Below are 23,559 nucleotides of genomic sequence, written 5' to 3'. Positions count from 1 at the left end.
TTATTTTTGATACGTAATCCAAGTAGGACAGGGCTGAAAAGGACAAGATTTTAATATTTCTATTCCGTATCCACTCGTTGAATCGAATTCACCTTGAAGGAAAGAATAGCCGTGTTTATTTGCGTATGTGATTTGCTTGATAACGAGTTGTTGAAGCAAGTGTAAATTTTGTATTGTATTCGTCCCGCACCATCCTAATTCTAAAGTATTATTCTTTTCAGATGTATGGAGGAAAGAATAGGCGATAATTTCTTCTTGTTCATTTAGAAACAAAAAACTTCCATCTGCTATTAAATCATTAACTAGTATCATTTCTCGCCACGTTTCTAAATTGTATGTGGCGACTGGATTAGCTAAATGAGTTTTCTCATAGTTTGTTTTAACAAGTTGAGCGAGTTTTTTCATTAAAGTGTCTTTTGAAATGATCTCTGATAATGTTTGTAAATTATAAAGTGTATTGTGAGATTCATTTGTTGGGAATATTGGTTTCGTAGTTTGTACGTCTAATAAAGGCATGTAAGTTCTTCTGATTTCTGTAAATCCATTTCCTTCATAAAATGCTCTTAGGTGAGTTGCAGTTTCCCATATAGAAGTTTGTAGTGGGAGTTTGAAGTCTTCTAGCTTTTCCACTTTATTTAATAAATACTTTTCAACATTTAGTTGATGATATAAAGGGGGTATTAATATTCGAAAGTATGTACAGTGTGGATGAAACTCACTTCTCCAAGCGATAAATATGCCTACTAAGTTTGTATTATAGCTGGCGGTGTATACGCACTTTAACTTTGAGCTTTGGAGTAAGCGAAGTAAATAAGGTTCTTCATGGCATAAATCAATTAGTTCTTGTATCGCTCTGGCAGTTTCCCCTTTCAATTTTTGTATAAAAAAATTTCTTGTATTTAATGAATTGCTCATAGTTCAATCCAATACCTTCTTACAACATTACCGCCTTCCTCAATAAAATCTTTATCACGGAGACCACCGTTATGTAAAATCGTTTTCTCAGAAGCTGTATTCCATTCATCGCAAACGACAAGAACCTTTGTAATACTTAATTCTTTCGTTTTTTCTAATGATAAAGCGAGAAGTATTGTAGCATAGCCTTTTTTTCTTTCAGAAGGACGAATTCCATAACCGATATGTCCTCCAGCATTGAATAAATGCTCAGTTAAACTATGGCGAATATTTACAGCTCCAACGATTCTTTTTTCATTTGTAACAAGCCAATAAGTAGAATCAGGTACCCATGTTTTAGGGATATTCTTGCCTTCTTTTGCATCAAGTAATTCTTGAACCATTCCTGGGAAATTAGAAGGGTCTTTTGAAATAACCCACGGAATCATCGTTTCACCGCTATCTTTCCATTCTTTATAAAAATCTAAGTATTCTTCTTGCAACTCAATAGTAGGTGTAAGTAAAGAGACATTCATCATATGTAAGCTCCTTTTATTCATGTTTTATGTAATGGAATCATTACTAATTATTTACCCCGTATGAACTTGTCCGTAAAAGTCCGATTGGTGTGGGCTAATAATCAGTGGGGATGGAGAAAATCCCCACTGATTAAAGTTTCATTTTATATCACTCAATTTTTGATAGGGTGGTGAAAGTATTTTCTGATTTTCTTAACCTCTCTTCATGAACGGTATATGTCATTTTTAGATAAAAAACAATCATGCTTTGAAGTTTAAAGTTTTTCGTATAAAATGTAGGTTGTTTTTATTTGTATTAACATTTTAAATATTAACATAATTTAACTAGGATATTAAATATATTTTAATGAAATGCTTTTATATTGATGAATAGATGCATGTGATAATTGTTGTTATATCTATCTATAATGAAGGAAAGGGGGAGACGCTCGTGGGTTTAAATCTTGACTTTATTATACGAATAGGTGTTGCAGGTTTATTAGGAGCGATAATCGGGATTGAAAGGGAAATTCGTTCAAAGGAGGCAGGATTAAAAACGCATTTTCTTGTAGCGGTAGGCAGTGCCTTAATAATGGTTGTTTCAAAATATGCTTTTTTCGATATTATGTCTGAGGAACATATGGCTCTTGATCCGAGCCGTATTGCGGCGCAGGTTGTTAGTGGGATAGGATTTTTAGGCGCGGGTACAATTATTATTCAAAAGCAGGCGGTTAAAGGATTAACGACAGCGGCTGGTTTATGGGCAACTGCAGGAATTGGATTAGCAATTGGAGCAGGAATGTATGTAGTAGGGATAGGGGCGACGATTCTCGTTTTAATTGGTTTAGAGATTGTAAGTCGCATTTTCAGAGTCCAATTTCTTTTTTCGCAAAATATGACAGTGCAAATGTGTATAAATAAACATGAGGCGATTCAAGAAATGTTAGAAACGATGCGAGTAAAAGGTATTCCAATACTCTCTTATGAAGTGGAGGTTTCACAGCAAGAAGCAGAAACTATATATAAAGTGAGAATACAAGTAAAGCATGTATCATCGGACGAAAAAAATGCATGCATTCAGCATTTGCAATCGTTACCACATGTTACGTTTATTCAGATAAAATCATAATAGTGAAGTAAGGGATAGACGAGAAGAGCATCAATATGAATAGAGTTGCACAAGTTCAAATTAGCATCTTCAAATTCTTTATTCATTGTTATATGGATTGCCATAGTTTATCTCCTCCATTTTTATTCTGCATCTATTTCAGGTACTTTCCAAGGACGACCTGATCTTAAAGTTGCCTCATGTGCTGTTTTGTAATCTGTTTTAAAAATCCCTTCAAATCTTGACTCGAATATTTCATGCCTAATTAAATCCATATCTTCTTTTAAGAAATTACCGCTTTCAAGACATTTCCATCCTTGAGCTATTGGATAATCGAGATCAAATCTTCCATAACGTGTACCTAAATAGTCGAGGAGAAAATTTCTATATTACAGCTAGTAATACATTGGTACATGTGAAATAATAAATAGGACCGCTCTCAAATAGAGGCGGCCTTATTTACTTGCGTATTTTAAACTGTTGTTATTCCCCACATACTAAATTCGTAATGATATTCTGTAGTCTCAATACATACTCCGAATTCTAAATCATCCCCAACTAATACAAAATCTGCATACCCAGTTAGAAATCTTGATATAGTTGATAGCGCTTCTAAATTGTCAAATACTTCAGTAATGTTCAGCTTAACTGCTTCAAGTTTGCCTCCTCTAGAGAAAAATAGTCTTCCTTGATTAGCTGGAAATTTAATAGCTTTAACTGTTTCTTTCAATAGGTTTATTGATAGCTTGATATTTTCTTTATAATTTGTGTCGCCCAAAATTTTTATGTCTGAATTTTTTTCTAGCTTACTATATAATTCTTTACAAAATAAATCATTAGATTCTGCATCCATAAATGACTCCATAGAAATTGCAACTATATTAGAAAGTTCGTTTATAAGTTCTTTTCTATCAGCGTTTCTTTTAACCTTTCTTTTAAGAATTTCCATTCGATTTTTATCCACATTACTCAAAACTTTTCACACCTTATTTTTTACCTGTTTTCTTGTAACCCTCAAAATCCTCAGGATAATGTCCATCTTCCTGACTATATCTCCCTTTCTTCCAAGGGTTTCCACTTGTAGTATCTGTAGTATGGATAGATTCTACCATATGTTTCGTATCATTTGCCCGATTTGCAACTTGTTCTAATTCCTCAGGCGTAATTTTTATTTGAACCATAATCTCCCTCCCTATTTGAAATTATGGGTGAAAAGGGAAGAATTATAAATGTGAAAACGCAAAGATAAAGCCTATGTACATGTGAAGTAGAAGTAAAGAGCTGATTCTTGTTTGCCGAAGAGCCGGCTCTTTGTTTTTATTAATGATTTGGGAGAAATGTTGAAAAAATAGAAAAATATAGAAAGGATTCATGTTTTGAGTTAACATAAAATTAAGGCTATTTACTAATAATAAGTATTTAAGGGGGGAATAATTTGAACTTTACGCATAAAAGACCATTAATATTTATAGCTACATTGTATATCGTACTAATAGCTTTTAACTATGTAAATCATAATCAATTTAATTGGTTTGAAAACATTATAAAAACCTTATGTATTGTAGTGGTTTTTGAAATTATTATGTGGTTATTTTCTTCAAAAAAAACAACCACTAGATAATAAGAGGTTGTTGTTTAGCCTTTTAGCTTCTTCCAGTCCAGCCTTCTTCTTCCCAGATACATGAACCAAGATACCAAGCAAGTTGTGCAGCTAAGCTTGCTAAATTACCTTTAACACCTAATTTAATCATTTTTCTAGCTGCTAATTCGTATTGCTTGTCCACAATATTAGCAACAATAGAACCTAAAAATGAGACTGATAATATTTTTTTGTAATTAGCTATAAGTTTTCTTTCCATACAGTTATCTACTGCCTCTGTTTCTTGTTTGAATGGATCTTCATAACCAGGAGGTGTATTTGCACGCTTGATTTCTTGTCTTAATTGCTCCAATTCTTCACTTGAACCATATTTGTTCGCTATCATGTCAATATCTAAATCTACTATTCTTCCATGCTTATCTTTAATTGCAGCTTCTTCAACAACAAATTTTAATTGTGCAGCTACTTCTTGTACTAATTTTTTTTCTTCACTATTAATCTCTTGAGCTTTTGATATTCCAGTGAAAGAAGTTGCAAATAAGGCGAAAACTAGAGCCATTGATACAATGTTTCTTAATAGAGTCTTCATTTCTGCACCTTCCTTTTTACTTATTTATGCTTTTTTACCGGTATTTTTTAGTGGAACTATATATTAATATATGAATATAGAAAAATAAATACTTTTCAGAAAACAAAAAAACACGTAATTTAACGACTATTTCTTTTAAAGACCTAGTCTGAATGGGTTTGTGTTTATTTATTTAAATATTTAGTCATATATTTACCCATTAAATAAGACCTTGAATATATTGGTGAATATTTTTTAAAAGATAAAGCATGAACGCAAATATACATAAAAAATACACCTGAATTCAGGTGTATTTTTTGCCCACAAATCTCCCATTTGTTATCCTTTTTAATCGAAGGTAAAAGCAAATGAAATATGATAAATATCGTAATACCAATGGTTGTTATTTATTAAACAGAAAAAATCTACTAGTTAAAAATAAGTATTACTTACATGTGTATAAATGTGGCGGGGAGTAGGGAATTATATGCTGGAAGTGAAGTAGTAAAAAGGTCGCCATGAATGATGAATGGCGACCTTTTTCATTATAATACAGAGGCGTTATATCCGAATAATTTTAGATCTTCTCCTGATCCTGAAATAATCTTTTCGAATCGCAATCCTACTTTTTCTAAAAGCTTTCCTGAATCATGGTTATCTATAGAAGTAATTGCTACAATTCGCTTAAGTCCTAGCTTACTTTGTCCGTATTCCATTACCGCAGAAGCTGATTCATAGCCATATCCTTTTGAACGGAATCTTTCTAAAAAGGCAAAGCCGATATCAACATCTTCTAATGAATCCCGTTTAATAAGACCGCACATACCAAGTGGAGTGAGATCTTCTTTTCGTTCTACTAGGTAAAGACCAAATCCTATTTGTTTATACATAGCGAGTGGTCCGTTTACAATATAATTTTTTGCGTCTTCTAAGTTTCTAACTCCTTTATCACCGATAAATTGTATCCATACAGGATCATTTAATAAATCGAGTATAAAAGGAGCATCTTTTATATCGAACCAGCGAAGAGTGAGTCGTTCCGTTTCAAGAACTATCAATTTAGTACACCACCTTTATTATGTATCGTAAGATTTAGTATGGATTGTGTAAAACAAAAGCGCAAGTTATTTTAATCATATTATATTTCGTGGGATATAATGACGAGGAGGCGTGGCTCTACTTGTTCACATAAAGTTCGATTGTTTTGTATAAAAGGATATTTTATAATTAGGATTGATTAAAAAGAGTGAATCACTTATACGATAACTCCTAGGTAACTAGGAGTTTTTACTATATAACTATCATTATTACTAAATTTGACACACTACAAATTCTACTCTAGGAGGTACATAATGAAAAAATTATATAATGCATCGTTTACTTATTTAATTATTGGTTTATTGTCAGGGATATTTGCGAGGGAGTATGCAAAATCTAAAGGGATTATAGGATCAACATTGTTAAATCTTTTACATACGCATACGTTAGTACTTGGATTTTTATTCTTTTTAATTGCTTTAGGGTTAGCAAAAGTATTCGCGTTTCATGAAGTGAAAGGATTTAATAAATGGTTTATCGTACATAATATTGCATTAACTTTAACGTTGGGTTCAATGGCAACGAGAGGGCTCCTTCAACTGAATGGCGCTGATTTTAAAGGATTAACTTATATAGTAGGAATTTCTCATTCTATGATGGGATTTAGTTTAGTTTGGTTTATGATTTTATTGAAGAAATCATTCATAAAAAAGTGATTTTTGAGGAGGGTTTACACCTTCTAATTTAAAATATACATAATTATTCTGGTAAAGAGAGCGAAAAAGCTCTCTTTTTTTATCTATTTATGTAGGGATATGAACCATTATTATAAATTCCACATATGATTTCCTAGGTGAATGTATTTGTAAAATTTCTCTTCATAAAAACCTTTATAAAGCGTGTTTATGAAAAATAATAAATAAACATCATGTTTGAGAAGGGAATTAAGACATAAAGGTAATCGAATCTCACATTTCATGTTAAACAAATTTATAAAATAAATGGATTAACCTAACCTTTTAGCTAAAGATGAAATTATGTTATTTTTGATAATGTCATTAGAGGTTTAATGTTTTGACGAAAAGGGAGGGAAGATAATGGTTTCGGCACATCCTTCAGTATTAACGACGTATTTATTTGTTTCGCAGAAGAAGTCTTGGGAGGGTCTACAAAATATGATAGATCTTCTTGAAGAATTTGGTATAACAGTGAAAACTTGCGAACCAGATTGTGCATTATTAAATATTTATCCTAAGCAGCCTCGTATCTATGTTTCAGTGGGATCGCAGTGGGAAGAATTTCAAACTCTAAAGGGACTACCATTTCACGAAAGAAAACGGTGGTTACATTTTGAATCTCTTAATCAGATACAACCATTTAAACTGTTTTATGCTTGGCTTGAATATACGGATCCCCTCCCGGAAAATAAAACCCTTCATTTAACAAGTTGTTCATCCGATACGCCTTTAGTTTCTGTGTTTACAGCTAGCTATAGATCCAAAGAAAAAATTCAACGGCCTTATCATTCTTTACTTAATCAAACGTATTCGAATTGGGAATGGGTAATCGTTGATGATTCGGGTGATGGGGATGAGTCATATAATCAATATTTAAGTAAGCTAAATGATTCTAGGATAAGAAGGTATCGTCAGGATGCAAATACAGGCTATATAGGGGCAGTGAAACGCTATGCAGCAGGACTGTGTACAGGAGAAATTTTGGTTGAATTAGATCATGATGATGAATTAACTCCTGACTGTTTAGAGAAAATTGTTCGTGCATTTCAGGAAAATCCTGAGTGTGGTTTTGTGTATGGGGATAGTGCAGAAGTTTATGTGGAAAACAATCACTCTCATTGGTACGGTTGGGATTGTGGATTTGGATATAGTATGTATTATCGGGTATGGGTACATGAAATGAACAGATGGCAAAATGCTTATAAACAAACTGTAATTAACGGAAAGACCATTACGCATTTAGTGGGATTGCCGAATCATCCTCGTGCATGGACTAGGGACTGTTATCATCAAATTGGGGGACATCGAGAAGAGCTACTAGTTGCAGATGATTATGATATATTGGTTCGAACATTCCTTTGTACAAAATATGTAGCAATTCCCGATTTACTTTATATTCAATATCGAAATGAAGGCGGAGATAATTCTACTTTTCTCAGAAATAAACAAATTCAAATACTTTGTAAAGAATTAGAAAGTTATTATCATGAGAGAATATATAAGCGAGTAAAAGAACTTGGTTTGCCAGATTCTCTCCCATATAGTCGTATATGGGAAACAGATATAGAGCATCCTGCTAGAAGATCAGCTCATATTATTCATGAGGATAAATCAAAACGTTCAATGTTATTTCCAATTCCTTATGGTAGTCCTGAAACGGAACATACTGAGTTATTTAAAACCATTCAGGAAGGAATAGAAAATAATTTCAATGATATTGAAATAGTGATTGTAGGGAGAATTCCAGAGGAAATTGAGAAATTCGCATCGCAAGCACCTAAAGGCGCTATTAGGTGGTGGCCAATGGAACCGGAAGATTCATTAGAAACATGTATTAAGTATGCTGAATTTTGTACATCATGTGAGAAGAAACAAATTGTTTTACCATGAATACTTTTATTAAGAGAGTTATGTTATGAAATAAGTTTGGAATACACGATGTAATCTTTTATTTACTTAATCGTTACTGGAATGAATGAATGAAGGATTTTTTGGAAATGAGAGAGCTAGTTTTTACTAGTTCTCTTTTTATTTTGTAGACATGTATTCTGTCTGACTAAGTGCTTGAATGAAAGTTAGATGATATTATATAAGGAAAGATTGAATTGTTTGATTTTTCAGATTGGCATGTATGAAAATGGTAATACTCATTTGAAGTTTGGATACTTAAAAAAGGAGAGATTGTAATGGGAATAACAACTGAACGTTTAGTGAACGAATTAAAGGATATACTTCCTGAAGATCGAGTAGTAGTCAATACGACAGTAAGAGAGTTACATAGTCAAGATGAATCGTACCATACGAGCAGTTTACCAGATGTAGTTGTATTTCCGAAAACGACAGAAGAGGTTAGCAAAATAATGAAAATCGCGAGTCAGCATAGGAAGCCTGTAGTTCCATTTGGAGTAGGTTCAAGTTTAGAAGGACATATAATTCCATATGAAAAGGGGATTACAATTGATTTTTCACTTATGAACAAAATACTTGAAATAAGGGAGAACGATTTTCTTGTGAAAGTACAACCGGGAGTGACTCGTTCGCAGTTAAATAAAGAATTGAAAAAGTATGGTTTGTTTTTTAGTGTGGATCCAGGAGCAGATGCAACATTAGGAGGAATGGCTGCTACGAATGCGAGTGGAACGACGGCGGTAAAGTATGGTGTGATGCGTGATCAAGTTCGTGATTTAGAAGTTGTTCTTGCGGATGGAACGGTTATACATACGGGGAATTTAGCTGCGAAGTCATCATCAGGTTATCATTTAAATGGTATTTTCGTAGGATCAGAGGGAACACTCGGTTGTTTTACAGAGCTAACGCTAAAAGTATATGGTATACCGGAACATATTATGGCGGCGAGAGCATCGTTTCCATCAATAAATGATGCGGTAGAAGCTGTTATTGATATTTTACAAGCAGGGATTCCAATCGCAAGAATTGAGCTTGTTGATGAACTTTCAATGCGGCAAGTAAACCATTACAGTGAAACAAACTATAGAGAAGAGCCAACATTATTTTTAGAGTTTCATGGTAATGAGGCAGGTCTTAAGCAAGATATTGAATTTACGAAAGAAATTGTTCTAGACCATAAATGTAAAGAAATTACTTTTGAAACAGAAACAGCAGCGAGAAATAAATTATGGGATGCACGTCACAATTTAGCGTATTCTTACGTTCATAGTTACCCTGGTAAAAAATTGATGAGTACGGATGTTTGTTTACCTATCTCAGAATTAGCTGGTGCTATACAACATGCAAAAGAAACATTAGATAGGGTTCGTATTATCGGGGGTATTCTTGGCCATGTAGGAGACGGGAATTTCCACGTTCTCTTAATGATTGATCTAAACGATAAAGATGAAGTGAAAAAAGCGGACGAAATAAACGAAAGTATCGTCCTGTATGCTCTTAAACGAGGCGGAACGTGCACAGGAGAACACGGTGTTGGAATAGGAAAGCAAAAGTATCAAGAAGAAGAACACGGGACTGCGTTCTTTATAATGGAGAAAATAAAGAAAGCTCTTGATCCGCAAAATATTTTGAATCCGAATAAAATTTTTAAGCTAAAAGGTAAGGAATGATGAAGTTTGGAGAAACGAATTATACATTTTGAAGGATTGATCATTTTATTAGCTGCGATTTATATGTATGCATTAAATGGATTTAGTTGGCTATTATTTATTGTACTACTTTTCGCGCCTGATCTATCAATGCTAGCATATGCCATTAATAATCGTGTCGGTGCACAGATTTATAATGTGTTTCATACGTACATTGTATCGATATTACTTATTTTAATAGGTGTCTATCTAAAGGTGGATGTAGTTTTAATGGTTGGCTTAATATGGACAGCACATATTGGGATGGATCGCATGTTTGGATATGGATTGAAATATAAAACGGATTTTAAAGATACTCATATTCAGAGGCTATAAGGTAGAGTGATGAATAAGTAGTTTATAAGTGAAATATTCCTATGTTATTTGAGAAGGATGATAATTTGAAACGGTTAATTATTATTGAAGAGTATGGCCAAAATGGGAAAGTGAATTTTGTAAACTTAAAACGGTTATTCAGCAAGTAATGGGACAATTCATTTTGTCTATTGAACATGTTGGGAGTACATCCGTTAAAGGTCTTGCCTCTAAACCGATGTTAGATATCGATGTTGTAATAGAAAAGTATGAACTTTTTCCTAAAGTAGTAAAGACCCTTGAAAAGATAGGGTATTTTCATCAAGAAGAGTGGAGTTTCAAAGGGAGAGAGGCTTTTGGGAGAAAGGATAAGTTTGTCCCATGGAATGGGAAAAGTACAGTTTGGATGGAATATCATCTATATGTATGTGACAAAAATAGTGAAGAATTAAGAAGACATTTAGCGTTTCGTGATTATCTTCGTGAACAGCCCAATGCTACTATGGAATATGGACAGTTAAAGAGAGAGTTAGCAAAAACTGTGAAAGATCGAGCGAGTTATAGTTTAGGTAAAACGGAATTTATCAAAGGTGTATTAGAAAAGGTTATGAAGGGTAGTTAAATAGCACAGCTTGCATCAACAAAAAAGTTGGCTAAGGTGGCAAAAGAATACATTGCCACCTATTATTTTGAATATAAACACTGTCCTTATAAAGTAATTGTAATCTGGCCCTGTTGAATAATAGCCTTCCAAAATATAATGGGGAAATAAAAAGATAAGAAAAGAGGGAGTGTATGTATATACCTAAATATTTCGCTATTCAAGATGAAGAGATGGAGTATGAAATTATTGAACAAAATGGTTTTGCAACTTTATTTTCTCAACATAACGGAGCTCCGTACGTAACGCATTTACCGTTATTGTTAAATAGAGAAGCTTGCATGTTATACGGTCATTTTGCGCGTCCAAATGAGCAATGGAAAGATAGTGAAAATCAACAAGTGCTAGCTGTTTTTCAAGGACCACATAGTTATATCTCTCCTTCATGGTATGAAACAAATAAAGCAGTACCAACATGGAACTATGTTGCTGTTCATGTATATGGTGAATTAGAAATTGTAGAAGATGAACAAGAATTAATAGATTCTCTTCAAGATTTAGTATATCAATATGAAGATCCAAAGAGCTCCTATTCATTGAATGATGTAGATCCGAATTATATTAAAGGATTAAGTAAAGGAATAGTTAGTTTCAGAATAAAGATTAATAAAATAGAAGGAAAAGCGAAGTTAAGTCAAAATCATTCTGTAGAGAGACAAAAATTAGTTATAGAGGAACTGGAGAGAGTTGGTAGTGAGGGGAGTAGGGGGATTGCGGAGTTGATGAAAGAAAATTTCCTCCTATATTAACAGACAGCAAGACTTCTACCTCAACATTTAGCAGAAGAAATGAAGTTAGGTGGGAGTCGGGCTGGTAAAGTGTTAATAAATGAAAAACTGTTTTCAGGTATTAGTAAATTATTGAAGTGAGTTTGTGATGTGTATTTCCTTCAAACATATGAAGTGGAATATGTGTGTAATTAAATTAAAAAGTATCGTTTTCTCTATATCATAAATAGAGATGTAAAGTAAAAATACACCTATCCAATAGGTGTATTTTTGTTGACTTGAGAAATCTGTGGTTTTATAAAAAAGATTGATCATTTAAAAGTTAACTATACTATGATTATTAGAGGATAATTAGTTCAATATAGATAGGGGTTCATTTCCTTTTTTTAATATATATTAGAGTTATAAACTACACTAAAAAATTTTAGTTTAAGGCGAGATCGGCCATTATCCGCCCCTGCATGTTCAACAAACGGACCAGATTGTTAAATAACCCTAAAAAAGAAAATTGTGTATTTAGGTTAAATTATATAAAAAAGATTGTGAAGGAATGTACTTAAAGTAACGGGCAGGTTAGTTTATTAAGAACTTAATATTTCATATTAATATAAAATATTTTTGGGGAAATACACAGATTAAATGGGGAAAAGTTGATTTTAACCATATTCATTGTGAGCTAAAAGGCATATGAGCTACTTTCAAGTGGATGAACCGAGGCATCAGTTTACTACTGTATGGTAAGGTTTAGCTATTTTTTGAACTCTTCCTAATTTAATTATAGCATTTAAAAAATGGTTAATATAGACTTTTTTTTCTCATTTACTACTGCTAAAATCATTAGAACATTAATGGTTAGGAGAGATGTAGAATGAGTTCTTTGGTTCTCGGTTTTCAGGAAATGAAAAAAACGCAGCTTTTGCTCGTTGGCGGAAAAGGGTTAAATTTAGGAGAATTATCAAAAATTGAAGGAATACAAGTACCAGAAGGATTTTGTGTTACAACAGTGGGATATCAAAAAGCCATCGAACAAAACGAAACGTATCATGCTTTGTTGGATCGACTAACAATGCTAAAAGTAGAGGATCGTGATCAAATTGGTGAAATCTGCAGGGAGATTCGACAAATTATTATGGGAGTAGAAATTCCTTCCGATGTTGTGAAAGCAGTTACTCACTATCTCTCTCAGTTTGGTGATGAACATGCTTATGCAGTACGTTCTAGTGCGACTGCTGAAGATTTACCACATGCCTCTTTTGCTGGTCAACAAGACACCTATTTAAATATCATCGGCAAAGAAGCAATCATGCAGCATATCAGCAAATGTTGGGCTTCCCTATTTACGGATCGCGCGGTAATCTACCGTATGCAAAATGGATTTGACCACAGTCAAGTTTATTTATCCGTTATCGTTCAAAGGATGATTTTCCCACAGGCTTCAGGGATTTTATTTACCGCTGATCCGATTACTTCTAACCGAAAGCTGCTATCAATCGATGCCAGTTATGGGCTTGGAGAAGCACTGGTCTCTGGCTTGGTAACTGCCGATTGTTATAAAGTACAGGAAGATGAAATCGTCGTTAAGATGATAGCAACCAAAAAATTGGCTATCTATGGACGAAAAGAAGGCGGAACAGAAGCGCGGCAGATTGATCCTGATCAGCAAAAGACTCAAACACTTACTGAACAACAAATATTACAACTGGCACGCATCGGAAGACAGATCGAAGCTTATTTTGGTTGCCCACAAGATATCGAATGGTGTTTGGTTGATGATACATTTTATATTGTCCAGAGCCGTCCAATCACTACTTTATACCCCATCCCTGAAGTGAATGATCAAGAAAATCACGTCTATGTATCTGTTGGTCATCAACAAATGATGACCGCCCCCTTGAAACCATTGGGAATGTCTTTATTCCAGTTAACATCTTTTGGACCTAGGTTTAAAGCTGGTGGAAGGTTATTTGTTGATATCACGCATAATCTGGCTTCATCTGTCAGCAGAAAAACGATAATAGATACATTGGGACAATCCGATCCGCTCATAAAAGACGCACTTATGACCATAATAGAGCGAGGAGATTTTATAAAATCGTTACCAAATGATAAAAAAGAACTGAGTCCCGGTAAAAGCAATAAAGGTATGTCGTCTGCGGGTTTTCAAGCACAAATCGAAAACGATCCGACAGTCATTTTCGATTTGATTAAGAGTAGTGAAACATCAATTAAAGAGTTAAAACAAAACATCCAAACGAAATCAGGATCAGATTTATTTGATTTTATTCTAGAAGATATCCAGCAATTAAAGAAGATTTTATTTGACCCACAAAGTTTGGGTGTGATTATGGCTGCTATGAATGCTTCAACATGGATCAATGAAAAAATGAACAAGTGGTTAGGTGAAAAAAACGTAGCAGACACGCTTTCTCTATCTGCACCAAACAATATTACTTCGGAAATGGGTCTGGCGCTATTGGATGTTGCAGATGTGATTCGTTCTTATCCAGAAGTAATTGAGTATTTACAACATGTAAAAGATGATAACTTTTTGGATGAACTGGTTAAGTTTGATGGTGGACAGGAAACCCAAGATGCTATCTATACTTATCTCAGCAAATACGGAATGCGATGTGCTGGAGAAATCGATATTACTAAAACTCGCTGGATTGAAAGACCAACTACACTTATCCCAATGATTCTCAGTAATATCAAAGACTTTGAGCCTAATGCTGGTAAGCGGAAATTTGAACAAGGGCTACAGGAAGCTTTGAAAAAAGAACAAGAGTTATTAGATCGATTGAAGCATTTACCGGACGGTAAACAAAAAGTAAAAGAGACAAAACGAATGATCAGCCTAATCCGGAATTTCATTGGTTATCGTGAATACCCAAAATACGGCATGATTAATCGCTACTTCGTTTATAAGCAGGCTTTACTGAAAGAAGCCGAACAACTTGTACAAGACAGCGTTATTCATGAAAAAGAAGATATATACTACCTGACTTTTGAAGAGCTTCACGAAGTCGTACGTACAAATAAACTAGATTACCAGATTATCAGTAAACGAAAAGATGAGTACAAATTATATGAAAAACTAACGCCCCCACGTGTTATCACGTCTGATGGTGAAATCATTGTAGGTGAGTACAAACGAGAAAATCTCCCAGCCGAAGCGATAGTAGGTCTACCTGTTTCTTCCGGAGTTATAGAGGGAAGAGCTCGTGTTATTTTAAACATGGATGATGCGGATTTAGAAGATGGAGATATATTGGTCACCTCCTTTACTGACCCTGGCTGGACACCGTTGTTTGTGTCTATAAAAGGTCTAGTCACTGAAGTTGGCGGACTGATGACTCATGGAGCAGTTATCGCACGTGAATATGGCTTACCAGCAGTTGTCGGGGTGGAGAATGCTACTAAACTGATAAAAGATGGGCAACGAATTCGCGTACATGGAACAGAAGGCTACATTGAGATATTGTAATTTTTGAATGCGAACAGATTTAATTTGTAGCACCGCTCCAGTGGATACCAGAGCGGTGTCTCACAATTTTTCCATTGGGACAAAAAGTTGATGCCAACTTTATCGGTGATACATACTTAAAAATGATGGTTACCGATCTAACTTCACTCAATACATCAATATGGCCGACTTTCCAAATGTGGAGATCGGCTTTTTTATATAAATTTGTGAATGCTATCACTTAAACTATAGGGAGCGTTTATTTAGAAACGCGTCTTTTCTTGTATATTAAGTCATTTGATAGAATATGGTACCATTAATACGATACGTCAAATAATTGTTTATTCATGTGAGTGTAGGGCTTAAAAAAAGAACTGAAATACTTGTCACAATATTATTTTTCTAGGTTTTCCTTAAAAATGGACGGTTCATTTTTAAAGTGAAATCGCTCTTTTAAAAAGCGCCCTAAATTTCTCCCTATCTTCTGATGTAAATGGTTTTGGCCCCTTTGTACGCTTTCCACTTTTTCGAGCCATTGCACTCAAATAACGTGTTTGTAATAATTGGTCAATGTTTTCATTCGTATAGCTATACCCATTATGGTGAAGAACCGTACACCCTTTTGCTAAACCTAGCGAAGCAAGACCATAATCTTGCGTAACGATTATATCTCCTTTTTCTGCTAACTTCATAATCCGATAATCCGCAGCATCTGCTCCAGAATCAACATAAATCTTTTCCACCCCTGATGGTTGTTCCGCATTAGAAAAATGAGAAAAGCTAGTAACAAGGATAACAGGAATTTCAGCATTCGTACCTTCAGAGATAATAATATCTTTTACCGGACAAGCATCTGCATCAACATAAATTTTCATCGTTATCACTCCCATAAATAAGTTCGAGTTGATGATAATGGTAGATTTAGCTTTTGTCAAACGAAGATGCTTTACCTAAAATTATTAAAAAAACAGTTATTCTATTAAAGGGCGCGATTGTTGAACAAGAATTACAAGGGTGATACATATTATATACGACTATTATGTATCACTCTTTATTTTTTATGACTTTTTACGTTTTAGGTATTGATAATAAAACAAAGTTTGATTAAAATCATCTTTCCTCAATAGTTTCTTAGGGGTAATATGATTTTTTAATTGCATATTTATGATAATTTAACTATATTAACTGTTTAGATGCCTTCTTGTCCGAAGACCAAGCAAGCTTGTCAAGTTAGGTATGGAAAACAAGTTGTAGTGGTATCGAAAACATTCGCAAGCTCTCAAATTTGTTCGCATTGTGGCAACAAAAATAAAGACGAGAAAGATCTAAACCTCCGTGAATGGAAGTGCCCTTCTTGTGGTATGCATCATGATAGAGATGTGAATGCAGGACAAAATCTGAGAAAAGAGGCCTTAAGGCTTCTAACCATAGGGACTACGGAGATCGCCTACTAATAGAACCGCGGGATACTTTGGTGTTCGTAGGAATCCCCCACTTCAAACAACTCGTTAGAGTGTGAAGTGGGGGTAGTTCAAGAATTCAGTGTATAAATACAAAGTAATTCAGCAAAGGTAATCCAATCACGTCCCACAAAACGTTCGATAAGGACGATTAGTTGGTGCAGGCGGCATGCAATAATCCGCTTGTTCCGAAGAATACGTATAAGGATTTGATAAAGCTTGAAGTAGTTTTTCCATTACGCTATAGTCTCCATCTTTAACGGCTGCTTCTAACGCTTCTTCTACTCGGTGGTTCCGAGGGATGATTACTGGGTTATTATTTTTCATTAACTCGTAAGTATTATCTTTTGAAGCTTCTTGTCTTTCTAATCGAGATTGCCAACGTTCGTACCATTCTTTAAATTCTGGACTGTCAAATAAAGCTGCATCTTCTAATGTATTGACAGTTAATGCACGGAATGTGTTTGTATAATCCGCACTATGTTTCTCCATCATTTTTAAGAGATCTTCAATAAGTGATTTATCTTGTTCTTCATCGTTAAATAGTCCTAATTTCTTTTTCATTCCGAGGAACCAATTATTTTCATATTGCACGCTGAATTTTGAAATTTCGTCTTGAGCGATCTTTAGTGCGTGCTCTTCATCTTCGTGTAGTATCGGTATTAAAGATTCAGCTAATCGTGCGAGATCCCATGCGGCCATATACGGCTGATTTCCATATGCATAGCGACCTTGTACATCAATAGAACTAAATACTGTTCCTTGGTCATAATTATCCATAAAAGCACACGGACCATAATCGATTGTTTCACCACTAATGGTTATATTGTCAGTGTTCATTACGCCATGAATAAATCCGACGAGCTGCCATTTTGCAATGAGGCTTGCTTGGCGTTTAATAACTTCTTGAAGTAATGCAACGTATGGATTTTCGTGAGATTCAATCTCTGGAAAATGCCTTTTTATCGTATAGTCAGCTAAAGCTTTAAGGTCCTCGTTTGAACCGCGAGCTGCTGCGTATTGAAATGTGCCGACGCGTATATGACTACTTGCAATCCTAGTTAAAATCGCCCCAGGTAACTTTGTTTCACGATATACTGGTTCGCCAGTCGCGACTACAGCTAAACTACGAGTAGTAGGAATGCCAAGCGCGTACATTGCTTCGCTAATAATGTATTCACGTAGCATCGGGCCAAGTGCAGCGCGACCATCACCGCGGCGAGAGTATGGAGTTGGGCCAGAACCTTTTAGCTGAATATCAAAACGTTCACCTGAAGGAGTGATTTGTTCACCAATTAAAAGCGCCCGACCATCTCCTAACATGTTAAAATGACCAAATTGGTGTCCAGCATACGCTTGAGCTAGTGGATGAGCTCCTTCTGGAATGGCGTTACCGGCGAAAATGGCAATTTCCGCTTCACTTGTTAGTTTCTCCGGATTAAAGCCAAGGGATATTGCTAATGAATTATTTAGTTTGATTAACTCCGGTGAACGTACAGGAGTTGGGGGGATTTCGGTAAAAAATGATTTTGGTAGGTGGGTATAGCTATTATCTATGTTCCAACCCGTTTCGTTTTTTTTCGTCATCGTATCTCCTCCTTTTTTTGTATTTTAAAAAACAGAATTATAAATATGAAATCAACACGATGTGTTTTTTATCATTTACTTGTACTTATGTATTCTGTGTAAGGTTAACTAAAAGTATTATATGTTTACTAAGAAATATCCTCTTGAAATCTATTGTAAGGACTTAATTCCATTGTGTCCATTTAACTGTACTAACTGTAATGTTTAAAATAAAAGAGCCTTCGTTATATAACGAAGGCTTTTTTATTTTGTCATTTTATTCATACACAGTTTTTATGATTGTAGATGCATAAAATGACAAAAGTAATTTGGGGCGTATTCTATCTACATAATAATTCATAATGAAATATAAGTCTATATTTCAGTTGTTTTTTTGTTTATATTTATGTCACTGAGCTCAGAAGAATATATGTGGAGGAAAAATATATGAAATCGAATTATGTGCCAGTTTTAATTGTTGGAGGAGGTTTATCAGGGTTAGCTTCTGCATTATTTCTTGCAAAACATAAAATTGATTATTTGCTTATTGAAAGGCATCCAACTACTGCAATTCATCCGAAAGCAGGAGGGATTACTTTTCGCACAATGGAGTTATTTCGAGGATTAGGTCTAGAAAAAAGAATTAAATCAGCTGGTAAAGTATTGGAGAATTGCCGCGGAAGAATTGCGGTTCATACAATAGCTGAGGGGAATGCTGAGGAATTAGAGCGGATCAAAACGTTGCAGTATGAAAGTGATGAGAAGTTAAGTCGGAAAATTGAAGAGGTTAGTCCATCGAAGATAACAGCTTGTTATCAAATTACTTTAGAAGCAATGATGCTGCAAAAAGCTCAACAATTAGGTGGAAAGCAATGGTTTCATCATGAACTGGTTTCTTATGAACAAAGCGATAGTGGGGTAGTGGCGACTATTCGAAATCGTGAGACGAAAAAAGAGGACACTATTCATTGTGATTATGTCATCGCAGCAGATGGGGCGAAAAGTAAAATACGTAAACAGTTAGGTATTTTATCCGAGGGCCGTGGTACAATCGGCGGTCATTATATGAATATTTACTTCGAAGCTGATTTGAGTGAATTTATAAAAGGAGACGCAGTTGGTTTTTCTATGATACTGCATCCAGAAGTTCTAGGTGCGCTTATTCCGGTCGATAACGTAAGTAAATGGATTTACCATGTAGCTTATGATCCAATAAAAGGAGAGCAACCAAAGGATTTCACTATAGAACGATGTAAACGAATTATTCAAACAGCAATTGGGAGTACGAATATTGACCCGGAAATAGTTAGTGTTTTACCGTGGGAAGCGACTGAAAGTACAGCCGCAAAGTTTCAAGACAACCGCGTCTTTTTAGTTGGTGATTCTGCACATATTATGCCGCCAACGGGAGGATTTGGATCAAATACTGGGATACAAGATGCCCATAATTTAGCTTGGAAATTAGCGGCTGTTATAAAAGGAAAAGCAAATCCAAAATTATTAGAAACATACCACGAAGAGAGATATCCAGTTGCGAAATTAACGACGGGCTATGCGAGTAGCATATTATTTCGTGCTGCGAATAGAGATGAAGGTAATTTGAATAATATGGATAGTTTAGCTGTTACTGTTGGTTATCAGTATTGTTCAGAAGCGATTATAGATGAAAGTACAACTCCACATAGAATGGATATAGTAGATCTGAACGGACGACCAGGAACGCGTGCGCCACATTTTTGGGGAACGTACGAAGGAAATAAAGTTTCTATACTTGATTTATTAGGTAGCAATTTTGTGTTACTTACTGGAGCAGTGCATAGTGCTTGGACAGAAGCTGCGCATGTTGTTTCATCCCGATTAGGAGTAAATATAAAAGTGTACCTGGTTGGTTTAACTGGAGATTTCATCGATCAAGATAACGCTTTTAGAAAATTATATGGGATAGAACATGAAGGAGCGATAGTAATAAGACCAGATGGATTTATTGGGTGGCGTACGGAAAACGTGGTATTAAAGCCGAATGTAGTGCTTGAAGAGGTAATGAACAATTTATTATGTAATTTTTAATGTAAATAAGGAAGCATTGTTTGTATTTTATAAACGGTGCTTCTTGTTTTATTTTATATATGAAATTGTATGCCGATAACTTACATAAAAAATGTAAGTTATCAGATAAAAACAATAATTTTATTATGTAAACAAAATGGACGGTGAAAGAAATGATAGAAAAGGAATTAATTAAATATGGATGGAGTAGGACGACGCTCGTTAGTATTGCGAAATCGCTGGATGTTAGTCTGCAGATTTATACTCTTATTTTCGTAGTAAGGCCGCAATTCGCGACGCTATTTTGGAAAGGTGGTTGCTAAAATATTCGGATTAACTCGCAACCATTGCTGAAAAAGATGGGGAAATTGTAGTGATTTTGCAAGAATAGTTCTATTGCTTATTTCAGCTTAAAAAGAAAGAGTTATTTGAAAATGAATAGCTATTTGCGTTGAATAGTTCGTTAGTTCAGCAAAAGAATGCTGTTATTCAAAAGCATGAAAATAGGTTAGTGGGCAACTCGAAAGCATTATAAAGCGAGGAATGGAACTCAATGAAATAGAAAACCAAGATAGTTTACTTTTAGCGAATACGATTTTTGGACTTATGTCATCATTCTATCATGCTGCTTTTTTTGAGCGTCAAGTACGTTGGGATTATACGATGAGCCGTCGGCAAACTGAAATGTGGTATTATGAAGAATGGGTTTTTGCTCGTATGGGGAAAAGACCACAACTGTTGCCACCAGCTGCGTTAGCTTAAGTTGAAGTTGAAGTCAAATTTCTCTATAGGGATTCCTTTTTTATCCCTATATTGTTATATCATTTTACTATTAGAAAATATTCGCAAATTTTCATAGATTTGTTATGATTAAGTCTAGCAAGTTAATAGGGGCCGGAGATTTTCGAGAAAAGCCATTAAAATGTTTTAAGAATACCCGTGTATTTTTAAAGCAATTGAAACGACTAAAGAAAGTAGTGAACTAACACCTTCTATCATCGGATTAATTCATCGAATATTCAGTTTGCTACGGAAGAACTTTAGGGTATGCATGCTGTAGCATGGGACGTAATTAATGACATAAAGGAAAATATTAAAAACAAAGCATCAAAAACTAAGATAGCTGGTGACATTATTAGAACTGCAGTTGAAGGATCAATAGGAACAGGTATAGGAGCTTCAACGGATTTTGTTACCTCTGTGCGAGCAAGTGCAGTACTTGATGGTATGAAATTAAAAAAGGAGATTGGAATAACGATAACAAAGAGGACAGTATAAAAGATAGAACAAAATCAGGCATATGCTCTACATTAGATAAAATCTTTTAATTTTTATGGGGGATTAATATGGAAAAATATCACGGGAAAAGTACAGAACAAATTATTCAAACATTGATGCCATTTAGTGTTAGATCAAGTGTTATTATGGTGTGGGTTGTTATTAATTTTATGGTTTTAACGCCATTTTTATTTCCCCCGACTTTTACCATATATTTATATATAATTTTACCTTTTCTTTTGATAGCTAATATATGGGGTATTTGGGTATTTTTTTATAAACCATATGAATTAAGATTGGTACATATATTATATAACGGATTTATAGGAGCAATTTTTTCGTTTGGAAGTTTTATAGTTATTCAAAAGTTAGCTTATACTTTTATTAAGATCGAAACACCACTTTTCTTCATTGTTACTTTTTTACTTTATATTTTTACAATTTATAAGCTAATTTCTCTAGGAATAACAAGTTTTTTAAGAAGGTTAAAGCATGGAGACAAAGACGACATAAAAATTCCTCCAATCGTGTATTTTTCAGGCCTAGGATATGTTATCGGACAAATATGTATAGGTATATTATCGCAGAATGGATTAGCAATTCTTTTAATTTTAGTCTTTTCGTTATTGGCTATTATTTTTAGTATATATTGTGTACACCTTTATTTTTATTTTGATCTAAAAAAGAAACAAAGCACATTAAATCTAAATCACTCTAATTCTTAACCTTAAATGTGATTATGCTAAATAGTATATTTGATTATAAAACAATAATTGGAATTAAAAATTCATTTATGAATTGATTGGATGTTAGGTGAAAACGTATATAAATAATTAGATAAAATCTTTTAATTTTTTATGAGGTGCATTATGGATAAATATAACAGAAACAACATAGATGATTGTATACGAATATTAATACCATATGATATAAGCAATATTGTCGGGGCCTTTGTGTGGGTTATCATGAATTTTCTTCTACTCATCATTCTATTTATATTTCCACCGTACAGTATATACTCTTACACGGCTTTTCCGTTTTATGTGATATGTAATCTATGGGGAATTTGGATTTCAATTCATAAGCCTCGGCAGCCTCAGTTGCAACATTTACTATATTCCGGATTTGTCGCATTCAGTATTTCATTTTGCAGCTTTATAGCTGTGCAAAAGTTAGCTTACGAATTCGTAGAACTAGAGTCACCTTTATTTTTTATACTATCACTTATAGCATATGGTCTAGTTGTTTATAAATCTGAGTTATTCTGGATTAAATATTTTACAGTCCGCTTAAGGGGGGGAACTGATCAAGGTATGAAAGTTCCTAAAATTGTATTTTTTTCAAGTTTAGGTTATATAATTGGTCAAGTTAGTATTGGGGTTTTGAGCCAAAAATCTATGGCGATTGTGCTAATCATTCTCGCTTCATTTTTTTCAGTTGTTTTCTTAGCTTTAAGTACACATGTGTACTTTTACTTTGATTTTAAAAAACAATGTATTACTTCAGGGCATTCAAAAATATTACATTCTCAAAAGAAACCTAAACTTACAAGGAAGGAAAGAAGACAATCCATGGCTTCAGGACATGTCAACATACCACATTCCCAAAAGAAACCTAAGCCTACAAGAAAGGAAAAAAGACAATGAATGCACAACTTCTCTCTATAGGCTCTATGTAACCTTAAAAGAAGGTACAAAGAAACTCATGATTTTCGGACGTAAACAACAAGTGGAAACAGAGGAAGTAAGAAAATTCGACTATATCGGATGTCCTTATTCAGAAGGTTATATTAATCCAGATTTCACTTATTTATTTAACCATGATGATATTCAAGAAGTTGTTTCAACTGGATATGAAAATCAGGAGGAACGTACTTTTTAACAAAATGTATTGTCTAAAATATAATACATTTCAATTTATTAATCACTTGTATATTTTCCAACTTCACTACATTTTCAAATATACTTTATAATAAGTTCCTAG

At 34.2% G+C, this 23,559-nt stretch carries 22 protein-coding genes and 3 pseudogenes; 16 read left to right on the top strand and 9 right to left on the bottom strand.

Going from position 1 to position 23,559, the window contains the following annotated elements:
• Entirely contained in the window at positions 1-915 is a 915-nt protein-coding gene (locus DJ93_RS02335) for a hypothetical protein (protein WP_052109516.1), read from the bottom strand.
• Positions 912-1,430, bottom strand: a complete 519-nt coding sequence (locus DJ93_RS02330; protein WP_042979008.1) for a GNAT family N-acetyltransferase — start codon at positions 1,428-1,430, stop codon at positions 912-914. The genes DJ93_RS02335 and DJ93_RS02330 overlap by 4 nt, the downstream gene beginning before the upstream one ends.
• A gap of 433 nt (positions 1,431-1,863) precedes the next feature.
• On the opposite strand from DJ93_RS02330, the gene DJ93_RS02325 reads away from it, so the two are divergent.
• The gene (locus DJ93_RS02325; RefSeq protein ID WP_042979007.1) at positions 1,864-2,541 is read left to right on the top strand and encodes an MgtC/SapB family protein; all 678 of its coding nucleotides are present in this window, start codon (positions 1,864-1,866) and stop codon (positions 2,539-2,541) included.
• 122 nt (positions 2,542-2,663) lie between these two features.
• Here the strand turns inward: DJ93_RS02325 and DJ93_RS34345 are convergent, their stop codons facing one another.
• The 5 genes from DJ93_RS34345 to DJ93_RS02295 all read right to left on the bottom strand — a co-directional run bounded on the left by DJ93_RS34345 (position 2,664) and on the right by DJ93_RS02295 (position 5,746).
• The gene (locus DJ93_RS34345; protein WP_259300250.1) at positions 2,664-2,795 is read right to left on the bottom strand and encodes a hypothetical protein; all 132 of its coding nucleotides are present in this window, start codon (positions 2,793-2,795) and stop codon (positions 2,664-2,666) included.
• 197 nt (positions 2,796-2,992) lie between these two features.
• Positions 2,993-3,493, bottom strand: a complete 501-nt coding sequence (locus tag DJ93_RS02315) for a YxiF family protein (RefSeq protein ID WP_042979006.1) — start codon at positions 3,491-3,493, stop codon at positions 2,993-2,995.
• Between the two features lie 13 nt (positions 3,494-3,506).
• On the bottom strand, positions 3,507-3,701 hold the full coding sequence (locus DJ93_RS33065) for a WXG100 family type VII secretion target (protein ID WP_042979005.1): 195 nt from the start codon (positions 3,699-3,701) through the stop codon (positions 3,507-3,509).
• 462 nt (positions 3,702-4,163) lie between these two features.
• Entirely contained in the window at positions 4,164-4,709 is a 546-nt protein-coding gene (locus DJ93_RS02300; RefSeq protein WP_042979003.1) for a hypothetical protein, read from the bottom strand.
• A 524-nt stretch (positions 4,710-5,233) separates the two neighbouring features.
• Complete coding sequence (locus DJ93_RS02295; RefSeq protein ID WP_042979002.1) at positions 5,234-5,746, bottom strand: GNAT family N-acetyltransferase; 513 nt, start codon at positions 5,744-5,746, stop codon at positions 5,234-5,236.
• Positions 5,747-6,040: 294 nt separating this feature from the next.
• On the opposite strand from DJ93_RS02295, the gene DJ93_RS02290 reads away from it, so the two are divergent.
• The 7 genes and pseudogenes from DJ93_RS02290 to ppsA all read left to right on the top strand — a co-directional run bounded on the left by DJ93_RS02290 (position 6,041) and on the right by ppsA (position 15,247).
• A complete protein-coding gene (locus DJ93_RS02290) occupies positions 6,041-6,442 on the top strand; it encodes a DUF2871 family protein (RefSeq protein WP_042979001.1) in 402 nt (133 codons plus the stop codon).
• Between the two features lie 381 nt (positions 6,443-6,823).
• Positions 6,824-8,353: a glycosyltransferase gene (locus tag DJ93_RS02285; RefSeq protein WP_042979000.1), complete on the top strand. Its 1,530-nt coding sequence runs from the start codon at positions 6,824-6,826 to the stop codon at positions 8,351-8,353.
• A 296-nt stretch (positions 8,354-8,649) separates the two neighbouring features.
• Positions 8,650-10,041, top strand: a complete 1,392-nt coding sequence (locus tag DJ93_RS02280) for an FAD-binding oxidoreductase (protein WP_042978999.1) — start codon at positions 8,650-8,652, stop codon at positions 10,039-10,041.
• A gap of 6 nt (positions 10,042-10,047) precedes the next feature.
• Positions 10,048-10,395: a DUF4260 domain-containing protein gene (locus tag DJ93_RS02275; RefSeq protein ID WP_042978998.1), complete on the top strand. Its 348-nt coding sequence runs from the start codon at positions 10,048-10,050 to the stop codon at positions 10,393-10,395.
• 65 nt (positions 10,396-10,460) lie between these two features.
• Positions 10,461-10,996 (top strand): annotated as a pseudogene (locus tag DJ93_RS02270) (GrpB family protein).
• Between the two features lie 173 nt (positions 10,997-11,169).
• The gene (locus DJ93_RS02265; protein ID WP_042978996.1) at positions 11,170-11,784 is read left to right on the top strand and encodes an FMN-binding negative transcriptional regulator; all 615 of its coding nucleotides are present in this window, start codon (positions 11,170-11,172) and stop codon (positions 11,782-11,784) included.
• Between the two features lie 847 nt (positions 11,785-12,631).
• Entirely contained in the window at positions 12,632-15,247 is a 2,616-nt protein-coding gene (gene ppsA, locus DJ93_RS02260) for a phosphoenolpyruvate synthase (RefSeq protein ID WP_042978995.1), read from the top strand.
• 413 nt (positions 15,248-15,660) lie between these two features.
• Here the strand turns inward: ppsA and DJ93_RS02255 are convergent, their stop codons facing one another.
• Positions 15,661-16,101: a YaiI/YqxD family protein gene (locus DJ93_RS02255; protein WP_042978994.1), complete on the bottom strand. Its 441-nt coding sequence runs from the start codon at positions 16,099-16,101 to the stop codon at positions 15,661-15,663.
• A gap of 360 nt (positions 16,102-16,461) precedes the next feature.
• Here DJ93_RS02255 and DJ93_RS29930 point away from each other — a divergent pair.
• A pseudogene (locus tag DJ93_RS29930) lies at positions 16,462-16,680 on the top strand (zinc ribbon domain-containing protein); the annotation flags it as partial.
• Between the two features lie 126 nt (positions 16,681-16,806).
• Here DJ93_RS29930 and DJ93_RS02245 read toward each other — a convergent pair.
• Positions 16,807-18,273, bottom strand: a complete 1,467-nt coding sequence (locus DJ93_RS02245) for a protein adenylyltransferase SelO (RefSeq protein ID WP_042978992.1) — start codon at positions 18,271-18,273, stop codon at positions 16,807-16,809.
• Positions 18,274-18,699: 426 nt separating this feature from the next.
• Between DJ93_RS02245 and DJ93_RS02240 the strand changes: the two genes are divergently transcribed.
• From DJ93_RS02240 to DJ93_RS29920, 7 genes and pseudogenes are all read left to right on the top strand, one after another.
• Positions 18,700-20,319 carry an FAD-dependent oxidoreductase gene (locus DJ93_RS02240; protein ID WP_042978991.1) on the top strand — a complete coding sequence of 540 codons (1,620 nt, stop codon included), beginning with the start codon at positions 18,700-18,702 and terminating at the stop codon, positions 20,317-20,319.
• A gap of 152 nt (positions 20,320-20,471) precedes the next feature.
• Positions 20,472-20,621, top strand: coding sequence for a hypothetical protein (locus tag DJ93_RS34750; protein WP_374937188.1), 150 nt, complete (start codon positions 20,472-20,474; stop codon positions 20,619-20,621).
• A gap of 220 nt (positions 20,622-20,841) precedes the next feature.
• Positions 20,842-21,060: a hypothetical protein gene (locus DJ93_RS34745; protein WP_042978990.1), complete on the top strand. Its 219-nt coding sequence runs from the start codon at positions 20,842-20,844 to the stop codon at positions 21,058-21,060.
• A 285-nt stretch (positions 21,061-21,345) separates the two neighbouring features.
• Entirely contained in the window at positions 21,346-21,576 is a 231-nt protein-coding gene (locus DJ93_RS02230) for a hypothetical protein (protein ID WP_080743319.1), read from the top strand.
• A 68-nt stretch (positions 21,577-21,644) separates the two neighbouring features.
• Complete coding sequence (locus DJ93_RS02225) at positions 21,645-22,301, top strand: hypothetical protein (protein ID WP_042978989.1); 657 nt, start codon at positions 21,645-21,647, stop codon at positions 22,299-22,301.
• Between the two features lie 132 nt (positions 22,302-22,433).
• The gene (locus DJ93_RS02220; protein WP_196777059.1) at positions 22,434-23,222 is read left to right on the top strand and encodes a hypothetical protein; all 789 of its coding nucleotides are present in this window, start codon (positions 22,434-22,436) and stop codon (positions 23,220-23,222) included.
• Positions 23,219-23,457 (top strand): annotated as a pseudogene (locus DJ93_RS29920) (DUF4176 domain-containing protein). Before DJ93_RS02220 ends, DJ93_RS29920 begins: the two are co-directional and overlap by 4 nt.
• The last annotated feature ends 102 nt before the right edge of the window (positions 23,458-23,559 follow it).

The sequence above is a fragment of the Bacillus clarus genome, from assembly GCF_000746925.1.
Classification (GTDB): Bacteria; Bacillota; Bacilli; order Bacillales; family Bacillaceae_G; genus Bacillus_A; species Bacillus_A clarus.
The sequence above is the reverse complement of the archived record's forward strand: the minus strand, read 5'-3'. Positions and strand labels throughout refer to the sequence as shown.

Bases quoted from the DNA above. Each gene is read 5' to 3' on its own strand.
- DJ93_RS02255 (WP_042978994.1), bottom strand. From the start codon at position 16,101: ATGAAAATTTATGTTGATGCAGATGCTTGTCCGGTAAAAGATATTATT.
- DJ93_RS02290 (WP_042979001.1), top strand. From the start codon at position 6,041: ATGAAAAAATTATATAATGCATCGTTTACTTATTTAATTATTGGTTTA.
- DJ93_RS02220 (WP_196777059.1), top strand. From the start codon at position 22,434: ATGAGGTGCATTATGGATAAATATAACAGAAACAACATAGATGATTGT.
- DJ93_RS02330 (WP_042979008.1), bottom strand. From the start codon at position 1,430: ATGAATGTCTCTTTACTTACACCTACTATTGAGTTGCAAGAAGAATAC.
- DJ93_RS02225 (WP_042978989.1), top strand. From the start codon at position 21,645: ATGGAAAAATATCACGGGAAAAGTACAGAACAAATTATTCAAACATTG.
- ppsA (WP_042978995.1), top strand. From the start codon at position 12,632: ATGAGTTCTTTGGTTCTCGGTTTTCAGGAAATGAAAAAAACGCAGCTT.
- DJ93_RS34745 (WP_042978990.1), top strand. From the start codon at position 20,842: ATGGAACTCAATGAAATAGAAAACCAAGATAGTTTACTTTTAGCGAAT.
- DJ93_RS33065 (WP_042979005.1), bottom strand. From the start codon at position 3,701: ATGGTTCAAATAAAAATTACGCCTGAGGAATTAGAACAAGTTGCAAAT.
- DJ93_RS02300 (WP_042979003.1), bottom strand. From the start codon at position 4,709: ATGAAGACTCTATTAAGAAACATTGTATCAATGGCTCTAGTTTTCGCC.
- DJ93_RS02285 (WP_042979000.1), top strand. From the start codon at position 6,824: ATGGTTTCGGCACATCCTTCAGTATTAACGACGTATTTATTTGTTTCG.
- DJ93_RS34345 (WP_259300250.1), bottom strand. From the start codon at position 2,795: ATGGATTTAATTAGGCATGAAATATTCGAGTCAAGATTTGAAGGGATT.
- DJ93_RS02245 (WP_042978992.1), bottom strand. From the start codon at position 18,273: ATGACGAAAAAAAACGAAACGGGTTGGAACATAGATAATAGCTATACC.
- DJ93_RS02335 (WP_052109516.1), bottom strand. From the start codon at position 915: ATGAGCAATTCATTAAATACAAGAAATTTTTTTATACAAAAATTGAAA.
- DJ93_RS02230 (WP_080743319.1), top strand. From the start codon at position 21,346: ATGCATGCTGTAGCATGGGACGTAATTAATGACATAAAGGAAAATATT.
- DJ93_RS34750 (WP_374937188.1), top strand. From the start codon at position 20,472: ATGATAGAAAAGGAATTAATTAAATATGGATGGAGTAGGACGACGCTC.
- DJ93_RS02240 (WP_042978991.1), top strand. From the start codon at position 18,700: ATGAAATCGAATTATGTGCCAGTTTTAATTGTTGGAGGAGGTTTATCA.
- DJ93_RS02265 (WP_042978996.1), top strand. From the start codon at position 11,170: ATGTATATACCTAAATATTTCGCTATTCAAGATGAAGAGATGGAGTAT.
- DJ93_RS02280 (WP_042978999.1), top strand. From the start codon at position 8,650: ATGGGAATAACAACTGAACGTTTAGTGAACGAATTAAAGGATATACTT.